This is a genomic window from Thioalkalivibrio sp. ALM2T, from assembly GCF_000381505.1.
In the GTDB taxonomy this organism is placed as follows: Bacteria; Pseudomonadota; Gammaproteobacteria; order Ectothiorhodospirales; family Ectothiorhodospiraceae; genus Thioalkalivibrio; species Thioalkalivibrio versutus.
In genome coordinates this window covers 25,747-41,618 of sequence record NZ_KB906558.1, presented here as the reverse complement: position 1 = coordinate 41,618, position 15,872 = coordinate 25,747, and the positions used below count along the sequence as shown (strand labels likewise).

Sequence of the window (15,872 nt, the reverse complement as noted above, 5' to 3'; positions counted from 1 at the left end):
AACGGTTCGCGGGCAGCCGGCTCAGCCGGACTGCTGCGAACCGTCCGCGATGACGTGGATGGGCCGTTCAATCGGCGAAGGGTTCGGCTCCGACCAGCGCCATTCGGTGATGTCGGTGCCGACCGGGACCATGGTGATGCAGTCCACCGGGCAGGGCTCGATGCACAGCTCGCAGCCGGTGCATTCTTCCTCGATCACGGTGTGCATCTGCTTGGCAGCCCCGAGGATTGCGTCCACCGGGCAGGCCTGGATGCATAGGGTGCAGCCGATGCAGATGTTCTCGTCGATGATGGCGACGGCCTTCTCCTGCTCTTCTTCCTCCAGCGGTGTGGGCTCGCGGTCGAGCAGGTCCGCGAGGGCACGCACGGTCGCCTGGCCGCCGGGCGGGCAGCGGTTGATGTCCGCTTCGCCCGCGGCGATGGCCTCGGCGTACGGGCGGCAGCCGGGATACGAGCACTGGCCGCACTGGGTCTGCGGCAGCAGGGCATCGATCTGATCGACGACTGGATCCGCCTCCACGCGAAAGCGCTGCGCGGCGAAGCCCAGAATCACCCCGAACACGGCGGCCAGGCCGCCGATCGCGAGGATGGCGTACAGCACGCTCACAGCCGAACCAGCCCGGAGAAGCCCATGAATCCCAGCGACATCAGCCCGGCGGTGATCATGGCGATCGCGCTGCCGCGGAACATCACCGGCACGTCGGCCACCGCGATCCGCTCACGGATGGCGGAGAACAGGATCAGGACCAGCGAGAAACCGACCGCGGCGCCGAAGCCGTACAGGGCCGACTCGACGAAGTTGTGCGCCTCCTGGACGTTCAGCAGGGCGACGCCCAGCACCGCGCAATTGGTCGTGATCAGGGGCAGGAAGATGCCCAGCACGTTGTACAGCAGGGGCGAGGTCTTGCGCACCACCAGCTCGGTGAACTGCACCACGGCGGCGATGACCAGAATGAAGGCGATGGTGCGCAGGTACTCCAGTCCGAGCGGGAGCAGCAGGTACTCGTTGATCACGTAGGAGCTGACCGCGGACAGCGTCAGCACGAAGGTCGTGGCCAGGCCCATGCCGGTGGCCGTCTCGACCTTGCGTGAGACCCCCATGAACGGGCACAGGCCCAGAAACTTCACCAGTACGAAGTTGTTCACGAGGATCGTACTGATGAGTATCAGGACGTATTCCACGTTAAATCCGAGTCGTCAGGTCAACAATACAGTATCCGGGAGTGGTACAGCGTACTCAACCCCGAGGGCTTCGTGGGTACCCGCTTTCTGCGGGTTGACCCCGTCTTTGGGCGGGTTCCAGGTGTGCGGCGGACAACCTTCTTGTCAGCGGTCCTGAGTAAGAGACTAGCCGCCCTGCGCGCCCGCGGGCATGAGCGAGGTCAAGGACCGTACCGGATGCGCGTCCTGCGCATTCGGGTCGGCCTCGGGGCGGGCGGTCATTAGCCAGGCCTGGTGCGCGCAATCGAGCTCGTCGCCACGCGCGGACAGGACCAGCACCGTCTCGGGCGTGCGGCCGATCTCTTCCGCCAGACGGCGGTAACTGCCGGCATCCCGTCGGCCCCCGATCCGGGTATCGAACAGCCCGTCCAGGCACTCTTCCACTTCCGGGTGCGGGCTGTGGCGCAGCCAGTCGCGCTGCACCGGGGCCGGGGTTGCGCCGAAACTGTAGAGGGCGACGCCGGCCGCGTGCAGGCGCACCAGGGCTTCGGCTGTGGCCGCGTCCAGTCGCGGCTGCAGCGCGCCGGCCTCCAGCGCGTCCGCCCAGACCATGCCCTGCAGTTGGCGCACCGGAGTAATGTCCTGGCCGCCGCGAATCCAGGCGCGGATCTGGGCGAGCAGGCCATCCGCGTCCAGCTCGCGCCCGGAGTAGGCGAGGATATCCGCCAGGGTGCGCTGTACGGCGGTGGACTCCGCGTGACGCTCGAGGAAGCCGGGCAGCGCCTCCTGGGCATGTGGCTCCAGCGTCTCGCGCAGCACGCCGGATGGGGCAAGGATCCCTTCGAAGGCCAGGATGATGGCCTGAGGCGCCGAATGCGCGGCAGAGGCGGCCATTACACGACGAGCTGGCGGGCCAGCGTCTCGCATTCGAACATGAACTCGAAGGCTTCGGTTCGCTGCATCGCCAGTTCTACGGTCTGACCCCAGGTGTACAGGCCGTGTCCGTTGATCAGATACCCGGCGAGCTCCGGATTGCGCGTCATGGCGGCGTCGACCTGGGCGGCCAGCTGCTGCATGTCCGGGTGATTGGCAAACACCGGGATCTGGAGGCCGCGCGAGGGGTGTTCGCAACCCGGGAGTTCGCGCAGGGCCTCGTAATCGCGCAGCAGCAGCGTCCCGGCGACCTGGCGCGAAAGCACCGTGCCGTGGACGCTGTGCGTGTGCAGCACGGCTCCCAGCTTGGGGTCGTGGCGGTACATGATGATGTGCAGGAAGGTCTCGGGCCCGGGGTCTCCGCTGCCGGAGATCAGGTGGCCTTCCAGATCGACGACCATGAAGTCGTGCGCATCCAGCAGATCCTTGCCGCGCCCGGGAGCGGTAATGACAATGTGCTGGTCATCCAGGCGCGCGGAGAAGTGCCCGGTGCGCGCGGGGAGCCAGCCGCGTTCCGCGAGCTCGCGTCCGGCGTCGGCCAGCAGGCGGACCTGTGCTTTGAATTCGGGGCTTTGTTCCATGCGTCCGGGGACCGAGAAAAGAGCGGCAGCTTACGCGAGCAACGGGCGCAAATCCATGGGCCGCGGGTGTTCTGCGTAAATCGCGCCGCCGGGGGCGAGCACTACTTGACGCGCATGCCGGGCCGGGCGCCGTCATCCGGATTCAGGATGTACAGCTCCGAGCCGCCCGGGCCGGCGGCCAGCACCATGCCCTCGGAGACGCCGAAGCGCATCTTGCGCGGGGCCAGGTTGGCGACCATCACGGTATGCCGACCGATCAAGGCCTCCGGCGCGTAGGCGGACTTGATGCCGGCGAATACCTGGCGCGTCTCGTCGCCGATGTCCAGGGTCAGCTTCAGCAGCTTGTCTGCGCCCTCGACGTGTTCGGCGTTGGCGATGCGCGCGATGCGCAGATCCACCTGGGCGAAGGTGTCGAAGTCGATGGTCGCGGCGATCGGGTCCACGCTCGCCTCCGGGGCGGCATTGTCGGTGGCGCTGGATGCCTCGGTGGAGGCCAGGGTGGCCTTCGACGCCTCCAGCAGCTTGTCGATGGTCTCCGCTTCGATGCGGGTCATCAGCGGCTTGAATTTCTGGATGCTGTGTCCGACCAGCGGTCCACGGCTGGTCCAGCGGGTGTCTTCCAGATTCAGGAACTCGGCGGCGTCGGCCGCCAGTTTCGGCAGCACCGGGGCGAGATAGACGATCAGGATGCGGAACAGGTCGAGCCCCTGGGTGTTGATCGCCTGGACCTCGGCCTCGCGGCCCTCCTGCTTGGCCAGTACCCAGGGTTGGGCCTCGTCGATGTACTGGTTGGCCTGGTCGGCCAGGGCCATGATGCGGCGCATCGCCTGGGCGAATTCGCGCTTCTCGAATGCCTCGGCAATCGCCTCGCCCTCGGCCACGAAGGCCTCGTGCAGGTCCGGGCGCGGGAGTTCTGCAGCCAGTTCGCCGTTGAAGCGTTTGTTGATGAAGCCGGCGCAGCGGCTGGCGATGTTGACCACCTTGCCGACCAGGTCCGAGTTCACGCGCTGCACGAAGTCTTCGAAATTCAGGTCCAGGTCGTCGACGCTGTCGCCCAGCTTGGCGGCCAGGTAGTAGCGCAGGGATTCCGGGTTCAGATGTTCCAGGTAGTCGCGGGCGCGGATGAAGGTGCCGCGCGACTTGGACATCTTCTGCCCGTTGACGGTCAGGAAGCCGTGGCAGAACACCGCGGAGGGGGTGCGATAGCCCGCACCGTGCAGCATGGCCGGCCAGAACAGGGTGTGGAAGTAGGCAATGTCCTTGCCGATGAAGTGATACAGCTCGGCGTCGGAGTCCGCCCCCCACCAGGCGTCGAAGTCCAGGCCCTGCTGCGCGGCGTAGGCGCGAAAGCTCGCCATATAGCCGATCGGTGCGTCGAGCCAGACGTAGAAGTACTTGCCCGGCGCATCGGGGATCTCGAAGCCGAAGTAGGGTTTGTCGCGGGAGATGTCCCAGTCGCTGAGACCGGTGTCGAACCACTCGTCCAGCTTGTTGCGGATCGCGTCCTGCAGGCGTCCGGAGCGGGTCCATTCGCGCAGGAAGGCCTCGAAGTCGCCGAGCTTGAAGAAGTAGTGCTCGGAGGCGCGCGACTCCGGGCGCGCGCCGCTGATTGCGGAGACCGGGTCCTTCAGGTCCAGCGGGCTGTAGGTCGCGCCGCAGGCCTCGCAGGAATCGCCGTACTGTTCCGCGGCGCCGCATTTGGGGCAGGTGCCCTTGATGAAGCGATCGGGCAGGAACATCCCGGCCTCGGGGTCATAGGCCTGGTCGATGGTGCGGGTCTCGATATGTCCGGCATCGCGTAGCGCGGTGTAGATCTGCGCGGCCAGCTCGCGGTTCTCGTCCGAATGGGTGGAGTGGTAGTGGTCGAACCCGATGCGGAATTCGGCGAAGTCGGCCTCGTGCTCCTGGCGCACGCGGGCGATCAGTTCTTCCGGCTCGATGCCCTCGGCGCGTGCCTTGAGCATGATCGGCGTGCCGTGGGCGTCGTCCGCGCAGACATAGATAACCTCGTGACCGCGCGAACGCTGGAAGCGCACCCAGATATCGGTCTGGATGTACTCCACCAGGTGGCCCAGGTGGATCGGGCCGTTGGCGTAGGGCAGGGCGCTGGTGACGAGGATCTTGCGCGGGGTATCGGTCATTGCTTGGCTCGTTTGGGTGGCACCGGGCGCGGGTGCAGGGGCGCTATTGTCGGGTTTGGCTCGCGGGTTGTCGAGGCGTGCCAAGGGCTCCGGCATGTTGTCCACAGAAGTTGTGGATAACTCTGTGGGCAACCCGGTGGAATCGGTCGCCAGGCCTTGCCACACAAGGCTGCATGACAAATTGGTTAAAAAACGACCAACACATAAGAAGGCTTGTAAAACAGTCTTTTGCAGAACAATTGTGCAGCGACTTAGATGCTTGTTCGCCTATCTTGGCCGATGTTCCCTATCTTCAGGTCCTTTGTGCATAAAACCGTCGCAAGGGCCTTGACACCTGCCTTGATTCGCGCCTGGGGGGCTTCGGAAAGGACGGGTGGCTCGTGGTGCCATTGGCGTGGTGCACCGAGGCCAGTAGAATCGCGCGATCACTCCCAACATCGGATGCCACGTACCCATGGCCGAACTCGCGCGAGAGCAGATCGAAAACGCCCTGAAGACCGTTCAGGACAAGTACCTCGAGCAGGACCTGGTCGCCGCCGGCGAGGTCCGGGACATCCGCGTGGACGGTGCCCGTGCCGCGATCGATATCCAGATGGGGTATTCCGCTGCTGGGTACCACGACGAGCTGCGCGCCGCCATCCAGGGTGCACTGGCGGGTGTGGCCGGGCTCGAGTCCTCCGAGGTCACCATCAGCACGAAGGTCACGACCCACGCGGTGCAGAAGAGCCTGAAGCCGATGGCGGGGATCAAGAACATCATCGCCGTGGCTTCCGGCAAGGGCGGGGTGGGCAAGTCCACGACCGCGGTCAACCTGGCGCTGGCCCTGGTCGCCGAGGGCGCGCAGGTCGGTATCCTGGATGCCGACATCTATGGCCCCAGCCAGCCGCGCATGCTGGGGATCAAGGACAAGCCGGAATCCAAGGACGGCAAGAGCATGGAGCCGCTGGAGCGCCATGGCGTGCAGGCGATGTCCATTGGTTTCCTGATCGACGAGGACACGCCAATGATCTGGCGTGGCCCGATGGTTACCCAGGCGCTGGAGCAGCTCCTGAACGAGACCAACTGGAAGGAGCTGGACTACCTGATCATCGACCTGCCGCCGGGCACCGGTGACATCCAGCTAACCCTGTCGCAGAAGATCCCGGTTTCCGGTTCGGTGATCGTGACCACGCCGCAGGACATCGCGTTGCTGGATGCGCGCAAGGGCCTGCGCATGTTCGAGAAGGTCGAGGTGCCGGTGCTCGGCATCATCGAGAACATGAGCATCCACATCTGCTCGAAGTGCGGCCACGAGGAATACATCTTTGGTCAGGGCGGCGCCGAGGGCATGGCGGAGGAATACGGCGTGGATCTGCTGGGCGCCCTGCCGCTGGACATCCGCATCCGCGAGCAGGCGGACGGTGGCGAACCCACCGTGGTCGCCGATCCGGAGGGCCGCATCACGGAGATCTACCGCGAGATCGCACGGCGCACGGGTGCCAAGCTGGCTGAGCAGTCCAAGGACTACAGCAGCAAATTCCCCAACATCGTGATCCAGGACAACTGATCCGGTGCGCCACCAGGGACAGGGCCAATGAGCATCAAGGCGGACCGCTGGATTCGGGAGATGGTCGAGACGAAGGGCATGATCGAGCCCTTCGAGCCCGGCCAGATCCGCTACCGCGACGAGCAGCGGATCGTGTCCTACGGGACCTCGAGCTACGGCTATGACGTGCGGTGCTCCGATCACTTCAAGATCTTCACCAACATCAACTCGAGCATCGTCGACCCCAAGGGCTTCGACGAGGGCAGTTTCGTGGACGTACAGTCGGACTGCTGCATTATCCCGCCAAACTCCTTTGCCCTGGCGCATACGGTCGAGTACTTCCGCATCCCGCGCGACGTGCTGACCATCTGTCTGGGCAAGTCGACCTACGCGCGCTGCGGCATCATCGTGAACGTGACCCCACTGGAGCCCGAGTGGGAGGGCCACGTGACGCTGGAGTTCTCCAACACCACGCCGCTGCCCGCCAAGATCTACGCCAACGAGGGCGTGGCGCAGATGCTGTTCCTGCAGTCCGACGAGGTCTGCGAGACCTCCTACAAGGACCGCGGTGGCAAATACCAGGGCCAGCGCGGCGTCACGCTCCCGCGCACCTGACCCAACCCTTCAAGTACGGAGTAGGCCCGCCATGCGTATCGTGATCGCGCTGGGCGGCAACGCCCTGCTGCAACGCGGCGAGACCCCCTCGGCCGAGGCCCAGCAGCACAACGCCCAGCGTGCGGCGGCAGCCATCGCGGCCGTGGCGCGCGAGCACGAGGTGGTCGTCACCCACGGCAACGGGCCGCAGGTGGGGTTGCTCGCCAATCAGGCGGAATGCGATCGCATCGCCTGGCCGCTGGATGTGGTCGGGGCCGAGAGCCACGGCATGATCGGCTACATCCTGGCGCGGGAGCTGCATAACGCGCTGGGTCATGATCGGGTGGCAAGCTTGCTCACCCAGACCGAGGTCGACCCGAACGATCCCGCCTTCGACCACCCGGAAAAGTTCATTGGCCCGACCTGGGGTGCGGCCCGCGCCCGCGGGCTGGCCAACGAGCGTGGCTGGGACGTGGCGCCAGACGGCGAGGGCTGGCGGCGGGTGGTGGCGTCGCCGGAGCCGCAACGCCTGCTGGGTATGGAGGCCGTCTGCAGTCTCGTGGATGGCGGGTCGGTGGCGATCTGTGCCGGGGGCGGCGGCGTACCGGTCGCGCGTGACGGCGACGGGCGTCTATACGGAATCGAGGCCGTGGTGGACAAGGACCTGACGGCCGCATGCCTGGCCGCGCATGTCGGGGCGGACTGGCTGTTGATGCTGACCGATGTCGACGGCGTCTACATGGACTGGGGCACGCCGGACGCCCGGCGCCTGAAGGCGCTTCTGGTTACGGCCGTGGATCCGGCGGCGTACCCGGGCGGTTCCATGGGGCCGAAGATGGAGGCTGCACGGCGCGCTGCCCAGGGCGGCATTCGGGTCGGGATCGGTTCGCTGGAGGACGCCGCGGCTATCCTGGCCGGGCAGGCGGGGACCCGAATCCTGCCGGTGGGCGCCGCCTGAAGCCCTTGCCGGAACCCCCGCCTGTTACACTCGATGTTGCGCGCCCGCCGCAGAGTTTGCAGGCTTCGAGTACACATGGATCAAGAGTGAAGATGATGCGAGAGATTCAGCGAGCCGCCCCCCTGGTGATCGGTCTGACGGCCGTGGGTCTGCTGGCGCTAGGCTGTGGCAGCGGCGAGCCGGAGGAGTCGGCCGGCCCCGCCCAGGGCCTGGAGCAGGGCGGGATCACGCCGCAGGACATGTCCAGTGACGAGGCGCGGCGCCCGCAGCAAAGCGGCATGCCCGCCGCGGACGTGAAGCGCGCAACGGACTGATTGGATCGCTGGCCTGCGGGGGTTCCCCTGCGGTCACCACATGAGGTCGTCGGGTACGACGTAGTCCTTGTATGGGTCGTCCGGGGCAGGTTCCGATCCGGTTTCGTCCTCGGCGGGGATGACCAGTGGCCATTCCGGATCGCGCTCGCGGATGCGGTCGGCGGTCTCGCGCGGGATGACCCGGAACCCCTTTTCCGGGCGCACATCCAGGCCGGCAAGCGCGGCGCGGCCGTCGGCCAGGCGCTTTTGCAGGTCGGCGGTCACCGGGAGGTGGCGGATCTGCCCGCCCTGCTGGAAGTGATAATCCAGCGCGGCATCGCCGGTGGGAATCGGCGCCAGGTGGGTGCTGACCAGTTCGCGGATTTGCGCGTGGCGTGCCCGGCGTTCGGTACGTTCCTGCTGTTCGCGGTTCTTCTGTCGCGAACGCTCGGCCTGTTCGGCCTTGCGCGCCTCGGCCACGCCCGGTTCCGGACCCGTGTTGCGGTCCTTCTTCTTCTTCGCGTTCCCTTTCTGGGCCTTGTGCTTTTGCGACTTGGCCTGGCGAACCTGTTTTTCGTCGACCAGCCCCGTTTTCAGGAGCTGACTGCGCAGATCATCCGACATGAATCCTGCCGTGTTCGGTCAATGTGCGGGGAGGATAGCCGGAATGCGGCCTTGCGTGCACCACGTGCTGTTCAGGCGGCCATGAACTCGCGCAATCCGTCGCGGATCTCGGCGTCCGGCAGATCGGGGAACAGGGTGTGCAATCGGCGCTGGCGGTCGATGGTGAATGTAGGGGTGGTCTGCGGCGCCAGGCGCCCGGCCTCCGCGAGCAGTTGCAGGCCGGCGAGCCGCTCGCTTTGAAGCTCCAGTGCCAGCACCGCGCGGTAGAGCGCGGTGCGCTCGGGGGTGTGGAGCCGCCGGCGCAGTGCGCGGAGGCGTTCGGTGGAGGATGACTGCCAGCGCCGGGCCGTTTGCCGCAGTACGCGCCATTGCGAGGGTCTGAGGGGCTGCGGGTACCACAGGGCAAACAACGCCAGCATCACGTCCACGCCATATTCGTCCTGCCAGCGCATCAGACGTTCGCGAGTGGTGGCATCGACCCACAGTGCGTCGGCGACTGCCCAGAAGGCGTCGAAGTCCGTGGCCGGCTCCGGGGTGACCCCGGCTTCAGGCACTGCTCGCGGCGGAAGTGAAGGTGACCCCGGCCGTGTTGCGCAGGCCGTCGGGCTGGAGGATCTCCAGGTCCCGGGTGTGCAGGTTGATTACGCCCTGGTTGCGCAGCTGAGTAAACAGCCGGCTGATGGTTTCCTGGGTCAGGCCCAGGTGGTTGGCGATGTCTGCCCGTGACATGGGCAGGTAGAACCGTTCGGGGGACAGGCCGCGGGCGCGATGACGCTCCGACAGGGCGATCAGGAAGGTCGCCAGACGCTGCTCCGCGGTACGTTGGCCGAGCAAGGCGTGCAGGCTTTCGTCCTGGGCCAGTTCCTGGCTCATCACGCTCATCATGTGCTGGCGGAAGGTCGGCAGGCGGCCGGCGAGGTCGTCGACATGGCCGTAGGGCACGGCGCAGACGCTGGTGGACTCCAGTGCAATGGCACTGACCGGGTGCTTGCCGGAATGGATCGCGTCCAGCCCCAGGAGGTCTCCGGCCAGCGCGAAACCGGTGATCTGTTCGGTCCCGTCATCCGAGATCAGCACCGTTTTCAGTGCCCCGGTGCGGACCGCGTACAGCGCTTCGAACTTGGTCCCCATGGTGAAGAGGGGAGCACCCTTGGCGATCGGCCGGCGTTGCTGGACGATTTGGTCGAGTTGCCAGAGTTCATCCTGGGGCAGGCCCATAGGCAGGCAGAGCTGGCGGAGGGTGCAGTGCTGGCAGGCTTGGGTGGGTCGTAGCGTCATGGGTGCAGGGTAGCCGTTTTTTCGACGTTGGGGAAAGCGATTTTCGGGGTATGCCATCGGGGGCGGGAATGCGGTACTGTCCCCAAGAGTTGTAGGCGATTACAGAAGGTTTTGCCGTCGGGCAGGGGGCCGCGCCCCGAGATGAGTCGGGGTCCCCTCCCTCCGACGGCTGCGTGGACAATGTGGGCCATCGGTAATTAGACTGAGTCTAAAATCTGCGGCATGGTCAGGGTCGGCATTACGCGTGGGGGCTGAGAGACCCGACCGTCAGAACAAGGACAGGTGTAGCGATGATCGAGCGGTTACTGGAGCAATACATACGCTACGGGACCTTCGTGCTGCGGCATCCGGATGGCCGTGAGCAGCGTTTCGGGAACGGCGCTCCGGAAGTCACCATGCAGGTGCATGACAAGGCGGCGTTACGCAAGATTGGGCGCGACCCGGGCTTCCAGCTGGGCGAGACCTACATGGATGGCCTGTGGTCGCCCGGCCCCGAGGGCCTGCAGGTGTTCCTCGACGTGGCCATGCGCAACTTCGCGCCGATGTTCAAGCAGCGGGTTAACCCCGCAGTGCGCATGTTGCGGGCCCTGATCGAGCAGGGCAACAAGGTGGCACGCTGCTACCAGAACATCGCCCATCACTACGACGTCGATGAGTGGCTTTATCGTCAGTTCCTGGACGAGGGCATGTTCTACAGCTGCGCCTATTTCGAGCGCCCGGATATGACGCTGGAAGAGGCGCAGCAGGCCAAGTGCGCGATGCTGCGCAAGAAGCTGATGCTGGAGCCGGGGATGCGCGTGCTCGACATCGGTTGCGGCTGGGGCGGTCTGGCCTTCCATCTCGCCGAGCATGCCGACGTGCAGGTAGACGGTGTGACGCTGTCGAAGGAGCAGCTGCGGGTTGCCCGTGACGAGACCAAGCGTCGGGGGCTCGAGGATCGGGTGCGATTCCTCTATCAGGACTACCGCGAACACGACGACCAGTACGACCGCATCGTCAGCGTCGGCATGTTCGAGCATGTGGGCACGCCCAACTACGAGACGTTCTTCCGGCGCGTGCATGATCTGCTGAAGCCGGAAGGCATCGCGGTGCTGCACACCATCGGGCGCCAGGAGCCGCCTGGCACCTCCAACCCGTGGTTGAGCAAGTACATCTTCCCGGGCGGGTATACGCCGGCCCTGTCCGAGGTGATGGGCGCGCTGGAGCCCACGCCGCTGTACACCACCGATATCGAGTTCTGGCGCCTGCATTACGCCGAGACTCTGGCCGAGTGGTATCGCCGCTTCCAGAAGGTGCGGGCCGAGGCCGTCGAACGCTTCGATGAGCGTTTCTGCCGCATGTGGGAGTTCTACCTGGCCAGCTGTGAGGGCACCTTCCGCTGGTGGGATCAGGTGGTCTTCCACGTGCAGATGGCCAAGCAGCAGGATGCGGTGCCGCTGACCCGCGATTACCTCTATCGGGACGATGCCCCCGAAGTGATCTCCACACCGCCCGGGGAGGCCCGGGGCGGGCGTAGCGACGCGGCCTGACCGCACCCGCGCTGCGTGCGCCAACCGCGCGAACTGAACCCGCTTTCCCTACACTAAGGGTCACTCCGTACCCACGTCGGGTGCGTTGACACGTTCTGGAGCAGGGCGGGTGTTCGGTCGGATTCGCAAACGCAGGGAGCAGCAGGGCCAGGACGCGCCGGAGGCGACCGGACCGTCACAGGAGCACGTCCTGATCGAGGCGGCCGGGCGCAGCCGCATTACCGAGGTGGCTGCCACCGCACGGCGCGTACCCTGGTCGCTGAACTTCCTGCAGTTGCTGTGGGCCGCCGGGCCGGTCACGTTCCTGGCGATGCAGGGCGGCTACTTCCTCGGTTTTGGCCACGCCGCCCCGGCACAGAACTTCATCTTCTTTGCCGTTTACACCCTGCTGTTCGGGGTCATCGGCCTGGTCGCGCGCTTCGTCGCGGATGCCACACGGGGCAAGCGCCAGGAGCGCTCGCGCGATCAGCTGCGCAACACCATCGACTTGCTGCCGGATCTGCTGTTCGTCACCCGCGACCTGGCGATGGGAGAGATGACCCCGGACATGCGTCGGCGCAAGGCAGCCCAAGTCCTTCTGCACGAAGTGGATATCGCCCCCGAGGCCGTGGCGGTCGCGGTGCGCGAGATGACCGGCGATGCCAGCCTGGCTGCCGCCGCGGAGCAGATCGAAATCTATCGCCGCCTGGGTCTGCGCGCGCGCGTGGGCGATCTGGTGGATGCGACCGAGGATTCGAGACTCGCGGCACTGGAGAAGCTGCACCACGAGGCCCCGGAGGTCGCCGACCTGCTGCGTGATCGCCTGCGGGGCATGGCGCCGACCCAGGAGGACGGCGTGCGGCGCGTGGACCAGTTCCTCGACCGGCTGTTCTCCGCGGCGGATGCGGACGACCTGGCGCGCTGCACGCTTGAGGACGTGCAGGCGATCTTCGTGCTGGCGTTCGAACTGGTGAACGGGCGCCAGATCAAGCGACTGAGCTTCGAGTGGTCCGGTGGATGGCAGCTGGGCGCGGCGCTGGACCGCCTGGAATCGCAGGGCAATCGCTTTCGGGTGGCGCAGGCGGGGGTGGTCAGCCGCCTGCGCTCTCTGGGCATGCTGCTGGCACAGAGCGAGGCCTCCGGCCTGGAACCTCAGGCCCTGCGCGAGCCGGTGGTGAGTCTTGGACGTCAGGTGCTCGAGGCACTGCAGCGGCTGGAAGACCTCGAACCCGGGGAGCATTCGTCCGAGGGCCAGTTGCTGGGGCTCGCCCTGCGGCGCGTGGAGGATCTGCGCGAGGCGCGCGACCAGCTGATGCAGGCCCAGAGCCGCTATACGAACGCAGTGGAGCGCTGGGAAGCCCTGCGGCGAGCACAGGTCGAGAAGAAGGGCGAGAAGGGCTGGTTCAAGCGCAGCGTGCGGGGTATTCGGGTCAGCGAAGAGCTGATCGAACTGAGCGACGATCAGAAGCTCAAGCTGGCGAATGCCTTCTGCAACTATCTCAGCGAATTGAAGATCGAGCGACAGGGAGAGCTTTTCTACCTGGGCGGGTCTGTGCTGGACGCGGAAACCGCCAAGCGTATCGGCATCCAGCTGGCGCTGATCCTGGAACCGCTGGTGGACCTGACCAACCCGAGTATCCAGCGCGCCATCTATGCCAACCCCGCCGCCTACCTCGGGGGCTTGTACGTGGGCATGAGCGCGGATGCCAAGGCCGGTCTGGGCTCCGCCATGGTGCGCAAGGTGCGCCAGGACCTGGGACGCATGGCCGAATGGCTGGCGATGCGGCTGACCCGTATCTATCACCTGCCGCTGAGCGATTCCATGCGCGACTTCCTGGTTGCTCGCTACGGCGCCAACCGCGAGCGGATGGATATGCTGGCCACCCACCCCGGCGACGACTCACATCCGGTCGCACTGCGGGCCGAGCGCTCCCCGGAGTTCGACGCCATGCTGCAGGACAAGACCTGGGGGCGGCTCCTCAAGCGAGGCGCACGCTACCTGCATGCCGAGGAGCGTCGGCGGCGTTGATCGGAAAGGCGGGGCCACCCAGCGCCCTCTCGACTGGTAATTTTGCGCCCAACTGTGTAAGGTTCGCGCCGTTCCTTGGTGCCCGGTCGGCGTTTGCTGGTCGGGTTAAACGGGAAGATCGGTGAGCCCATGTTGATGGGCGAGTCCGACGCTGCCCCCGCAACGGTGATCGAGCGAGAGACCAAGGTCTCTGATGGTCGCGGCATATGTCACTGAGCAAACGCTCGGGAAGGCGCCGCACCGGAACGCTCGTCAGCCCGGAGACCGGCCAGGGAATGATCGCGCGGCATGCGGAGGGCATGCGAGGCGGATGATCGAGCCCAGCCGTTCGCCGGCCCTGGCCGATCCCCCTCGTGTCTGTTTCCTCCTGTCTGCGCGATCCCGACGAATCAACGGCGTGCGGGCGGCTCGCCGGGAGACACGGACGACATGAAACGCACAGCACTTTCCTCGGCCATTCTGCTGGCCATGACCCCCGCCCTGGCACACGCCCAGGACGCCCCCGAAACCGAAGCCCAGACCCTCGACACCGTCCAGGTGACGGCGAGTCGCATCGCTCAGACCGTCGACGAGACGCTGGCATCGGTCACCATAATCGACCGTGAAGAGATCGAGCGGCTGCAACCCAAACAGTTCACCGATCTGCTCGAAGGTCGCGCCGGGATCGAGACCTCCCAGAACAGCGCCTTCGGCAAGACCACTTCGGTCTTCACCCGTGGGGCGAGCTCTGGACACACCCTGCTGCTGGTCGATGGAGTTCGAATGGGGCCTGCGACGGGAGGTGGGGCAAGTTGGCAGTTCCTGCCGCCCGAAGAGATTGAGCGCGTGGAGATCGTTCGCGGGCCCCGCACCAGTATCTACGGCTCCGACGCCATCGGTGGCGTGGTGCAAGTGTTTACCCGCGAGGGGCGCAAGGGTCCGCCGAAGGTCAACGCGTTTGTCGGCGGCGGCAGCTTCAACACCTGGGAGACGGGTGTCGGCGTGGCCGGAGGCAACGATAATACGAGTTATAGCTTCTCAGTCAGCCACTTCAACACAGACGGAATCAATGTCCAGGATGGCGTGGGCGACGAAGACCGCGATGGCTATGAAAATACCTCGCTGGCTACCAAGGTCTCGCACCGCCTGGGTAATGGGGTGGAGGTTTTCGGTAGCGTGCTGTACTCAGAAGGTAGGACCGAATTCGATGGTTCCGAGGATGAAACCGATTTTCGGCATGCCGGGCTTCGTGCTGGCTTGCGCGTGCCCGTGACCCCGCTTTGGGATACCGAGGTCAGTGTCAGTCACAGTCGCGACGAGAACGATAACTTTAGCGAGGGTGTCTTTTCGTCGCGCTTCGATACGAAACGCGATGCCGTGGAGTGGCGCAACGATATCGAGATAACGGACCATGTTTACTTGATTGCCGGGATCGATGCGTACGAAGACCGGGTGGATAGCACCACCGACTATGTTGAAAATTCGCGGTACAACGTTGGCGCATACTCAGTGACGCAGGTTGGAGTGGGCCGTCATGACCTCGAGGGAAGCTTGCGTTATGACGACAATGAGCAGTTCGGCGACAAGGTAACAGGGCAGTTGGCTTGGGGTATGCAGGCAACAGATACCATACGTCTTCGAGCCACTTACGGTACCGCTTTTAATGCGCCTACATTTAATCAACTTTATTGGCCAGGGGCGGGCGATCCGGAACTTCAAGCAGAAGAGTCTGAAACGGTTGAAATAGGCCTACGAGCCAGTTTTTCGCAAGGGTATCTGGACGCAGCAATCTTCCAGTCCCGAGTGGAAAAAATGATTCCAGTTTGGCCGCCTGAGAATGTTGACCAAGCGAGGATTTCCGGACTTGAGCTGGAGGGTGGTTATGAACGTGAAGGTTGGATTTCGCGCGCTTCGTTGACCCTTTTGGATGCAGAGGATCGCGCCACAGGCAATGAACTTCCTCGTCGGTCCCCGGTAACTGCCCGTTTCGATCTGGATAGGCAGATCCAAAGCTTTTCGTTTGGGGGCTCCATCATTGCAAAAAGCCGTTCATACAACGACAGCGCCAATGATGAGCGGCTCTCTGGTTACGGTTTGGTGAATTTGCGCGCTGGGTACCAGATTAATTCGGAGTGGCGAGTCGAGGCCTCGATTGACAACGTGTTCGACCGGGATTACGTGGTCGCGAGAAATTCGTTTGATGGAGTTGACTACAACCAGCCGGGGCGGGCCGCGTTTGTGAAGCTCCGCTACCAGCAGAGGTAAGACC

At 65.1% G+C, this 15,872-nt stretch carries 15 protein-coding genes and 1 riboswitch; of the genes, 7 read left to right on the top strand and 8 right to left on the bottom strand.

What is annotated here, in order from left to right:
- Positions 1–21 precede the first annotated feature (21 nt).
- From rsxB to metG, 5 genes are all read right to left on the bottom strand, one after another.
- Positions 22–606: an electron transport complex subunit RsxB gene (gene rsxB, locus F816_RS0104865; protein WP_019593764.1), complete on the bottom strand. Its 585-nt coding sequence runs from the start codon at positions 604–606 to the stop codon at positions 22–24.
- Complete coding sequence (gene rsxA, locus F816_RS0104860) at positions 603–1,181, bottom strand: electron transport complex subunit RsxA (protein WP_018146036.1); 579 nt, start codon at positions 1,179–1,181, stop codon at positions 603–605. The genes rsxB and rsxA overlap by 4 nt, the downstream gene beginning before the upstream one ends.
- 165 nt (positions 1,182–1,346) lie before the next feature.
- Positions 1,347–2,054: a hypothetical protein gene (locus tag F816_RS0104855; RefSeq protein WP_019593763.1), complete on the bottom strand. Its 708-nt coding sequence runs from the start codon at positions 2,052–2,054 to the stop codon at positions 1,347–1,349.
- Positions 2,054–2,674: a methylthioribulose 1-phosphate dehydratase gene (gene mtnB, locus F816_RS0104850; protein WP_018938699.1), complete on the bottom strand. Its 621-nt coding sequence runs from the start codon at positions 2,672–2,674 to the stop codon at positions 2,054–2,056. Before mtnB ends, F816_RS0104855 begins: the two co-directional genes overlap by 1 nt.
- 101 nt (positions 2,675–2,775) lie before the next feature.
- Entirely contained in the window at positions 2,776–4,815 is a 2,040-nt protein-coding gene (gene metG, locus F816_RS0104845) for a methionine--tRNA ligase (protein ID WP_019593762.1), read from the bottom strand.
- Between the two features lie 454 nt (positions 4,816–5,269).
- On the opposite strand from metG, the gene apbC reads away from it, so the two are divergent.
- The 4 genes from apbC to F816_RS0104825 all read left to right on the top strand — a co-directional run bounded on the left by apbC (position 5,270) and on the right by F816_RS0104825 (position 8,206).
- Positions 5,270–6,361 (top strand): iron-sulfur cluster carrier protein ApbC, encoded by a 1,092-nt coding sequence (gene apbC, locus F816_RS0104840; RefSeq protein WP_018146032.1) that lies wholly within the window; start codon positions 5,270–5,272, stop codon positions 6,359–6,361.
- A gap of 27 nt (positions 6,362–6,388) precedes the next feature.
- Complete coding sequence (gene dcd / locus F816_RS0104835) at positions 6,389–6,955, top strand: dCTP deaminase (protein WP_019593761.1); 567 nt, start codon at positions 6,389–6,391, stop codon at positions 6,953–6,955.
- Between the two features lie 31 nt (positions 6,956–6,986).
- The gene (locus tag F816_RS0104830; RefSeq protein WP_019593760.1) at positions 6,987–7,892 is read left to right on the top strand and encodes a carbamate kinase; all 906 of its coding nucleotides are present in this window, start codon (positions 6,987–6,989) and stop codon (positions 7,890–7,892) included.
- A 95-nt stretch (positions 7,893–7,987) separates the two neighbouring features.
- Positions 7,988–8,206 (top strand): hypothetical protein, encoded by a 219-nt coding sequence (locus tag F816_RS0104825; RefSeq protein ID WP_026287977.1) that lies wholly within the window; start codon positions 7,988–7,990, stop codon positions 8,204–8,206.
- Positions 8,207–8,239: 33 nt separating this feature from the next.
- Here the strand turns inward: F816_RS0104825 and F816_RS0104815 are convergent, their stop codons facing one another.
- The 3 genes from F816_RS0104815 to fnr form a co-directional block, all read right to left on the bottom strand.
- Positions 8,240–8,809: a DUF2058 domain-containing protein gene (locus F816_RS0104815; protein ID WP_019593758.1), complete on the bottom strand. Its 570-nt coding sequence runs from the start codon at positions 8,807–8,809 to the stop codon at positions 8,240–8,242.
- Between the two features lie 71 nt (positions 8,810–8,880).
- Complete coding sequence (locus tag F816_RS0104810; protein WP_019593757.1) at positions 8,881–9,363, bottom strand: DUF2390 domain-containing protein; 483 nt, start codon at positions 9,361–9,363, stop codon at positions 8,881–8,883.
- Positions 9,356–10,087 (bottom strand): fumarate/nitrate reduction transcriptional regulator Fnr, encoded by a 732-nt coding sequence (fnr, locus tag F816_RS0104805; RefSeq protein WP_038034789.1) that lies wholly within the window; start codon positions 10,085–10,087, stop codon positions 9,356–9,358. The genes F816_RS0104810 and fnr overlap by 8 nt, the downstream gene beginning before the upstream one ends.
- A gap of 290 nt (positions 10,088–10,377) precedes the next feature.
- Between fnr and F816_RS0104800 the strand changes: the two genes are divergently transcribed.
- The 3 genes from F816_RS0104800 (at position 10,378) to F816_RS0104790 (ending at position 15,868) form a co-directional block, all read left to right on the top strand.
- Entirely contained in the window at positions 10,378–11,616 is a 1,239-nt protein-coding gene (locus F816_RS0104800; protein ID WP_019593756.1) for a cyclopropane-fatty-acyl-phospholipid synthase family protein, read from the top strand.
- A 109-nt stretch (positions 11,617–11,725) separates the two neighbouring features.
- Complete coding sequence (locus F816_RS0104795; RefSeq protein WP_019593755.1) at positions 11,726–13,624, top strand: hypothetical protein; 1,899 nt, start codon at positions 11,726–11,728, stop codon at positions 13,622–13,624.
- Positions 13,625–13,683: 59 nt separating this feature from the next.
- Positions 13,684–13,912, top strand: a riboswitch (cobalamin riboswitch).
- A 141-nt stretch (positions 13,913–14,053) separates the two neighbouring features.
- Positions 14,054–15,868 (top strand): TonB-dependent receptor domain-containing protein, encoded by a 1,815-nt coding sequence (locus tag F816_RS0104790; protein WP_019593754.1) that lies wholly within the window; start codon positions 14,054–14,056, stop codon positions 15,866–15,868.
- Positions 15,869–15,872: the final 4 nt, after the last annotated feature.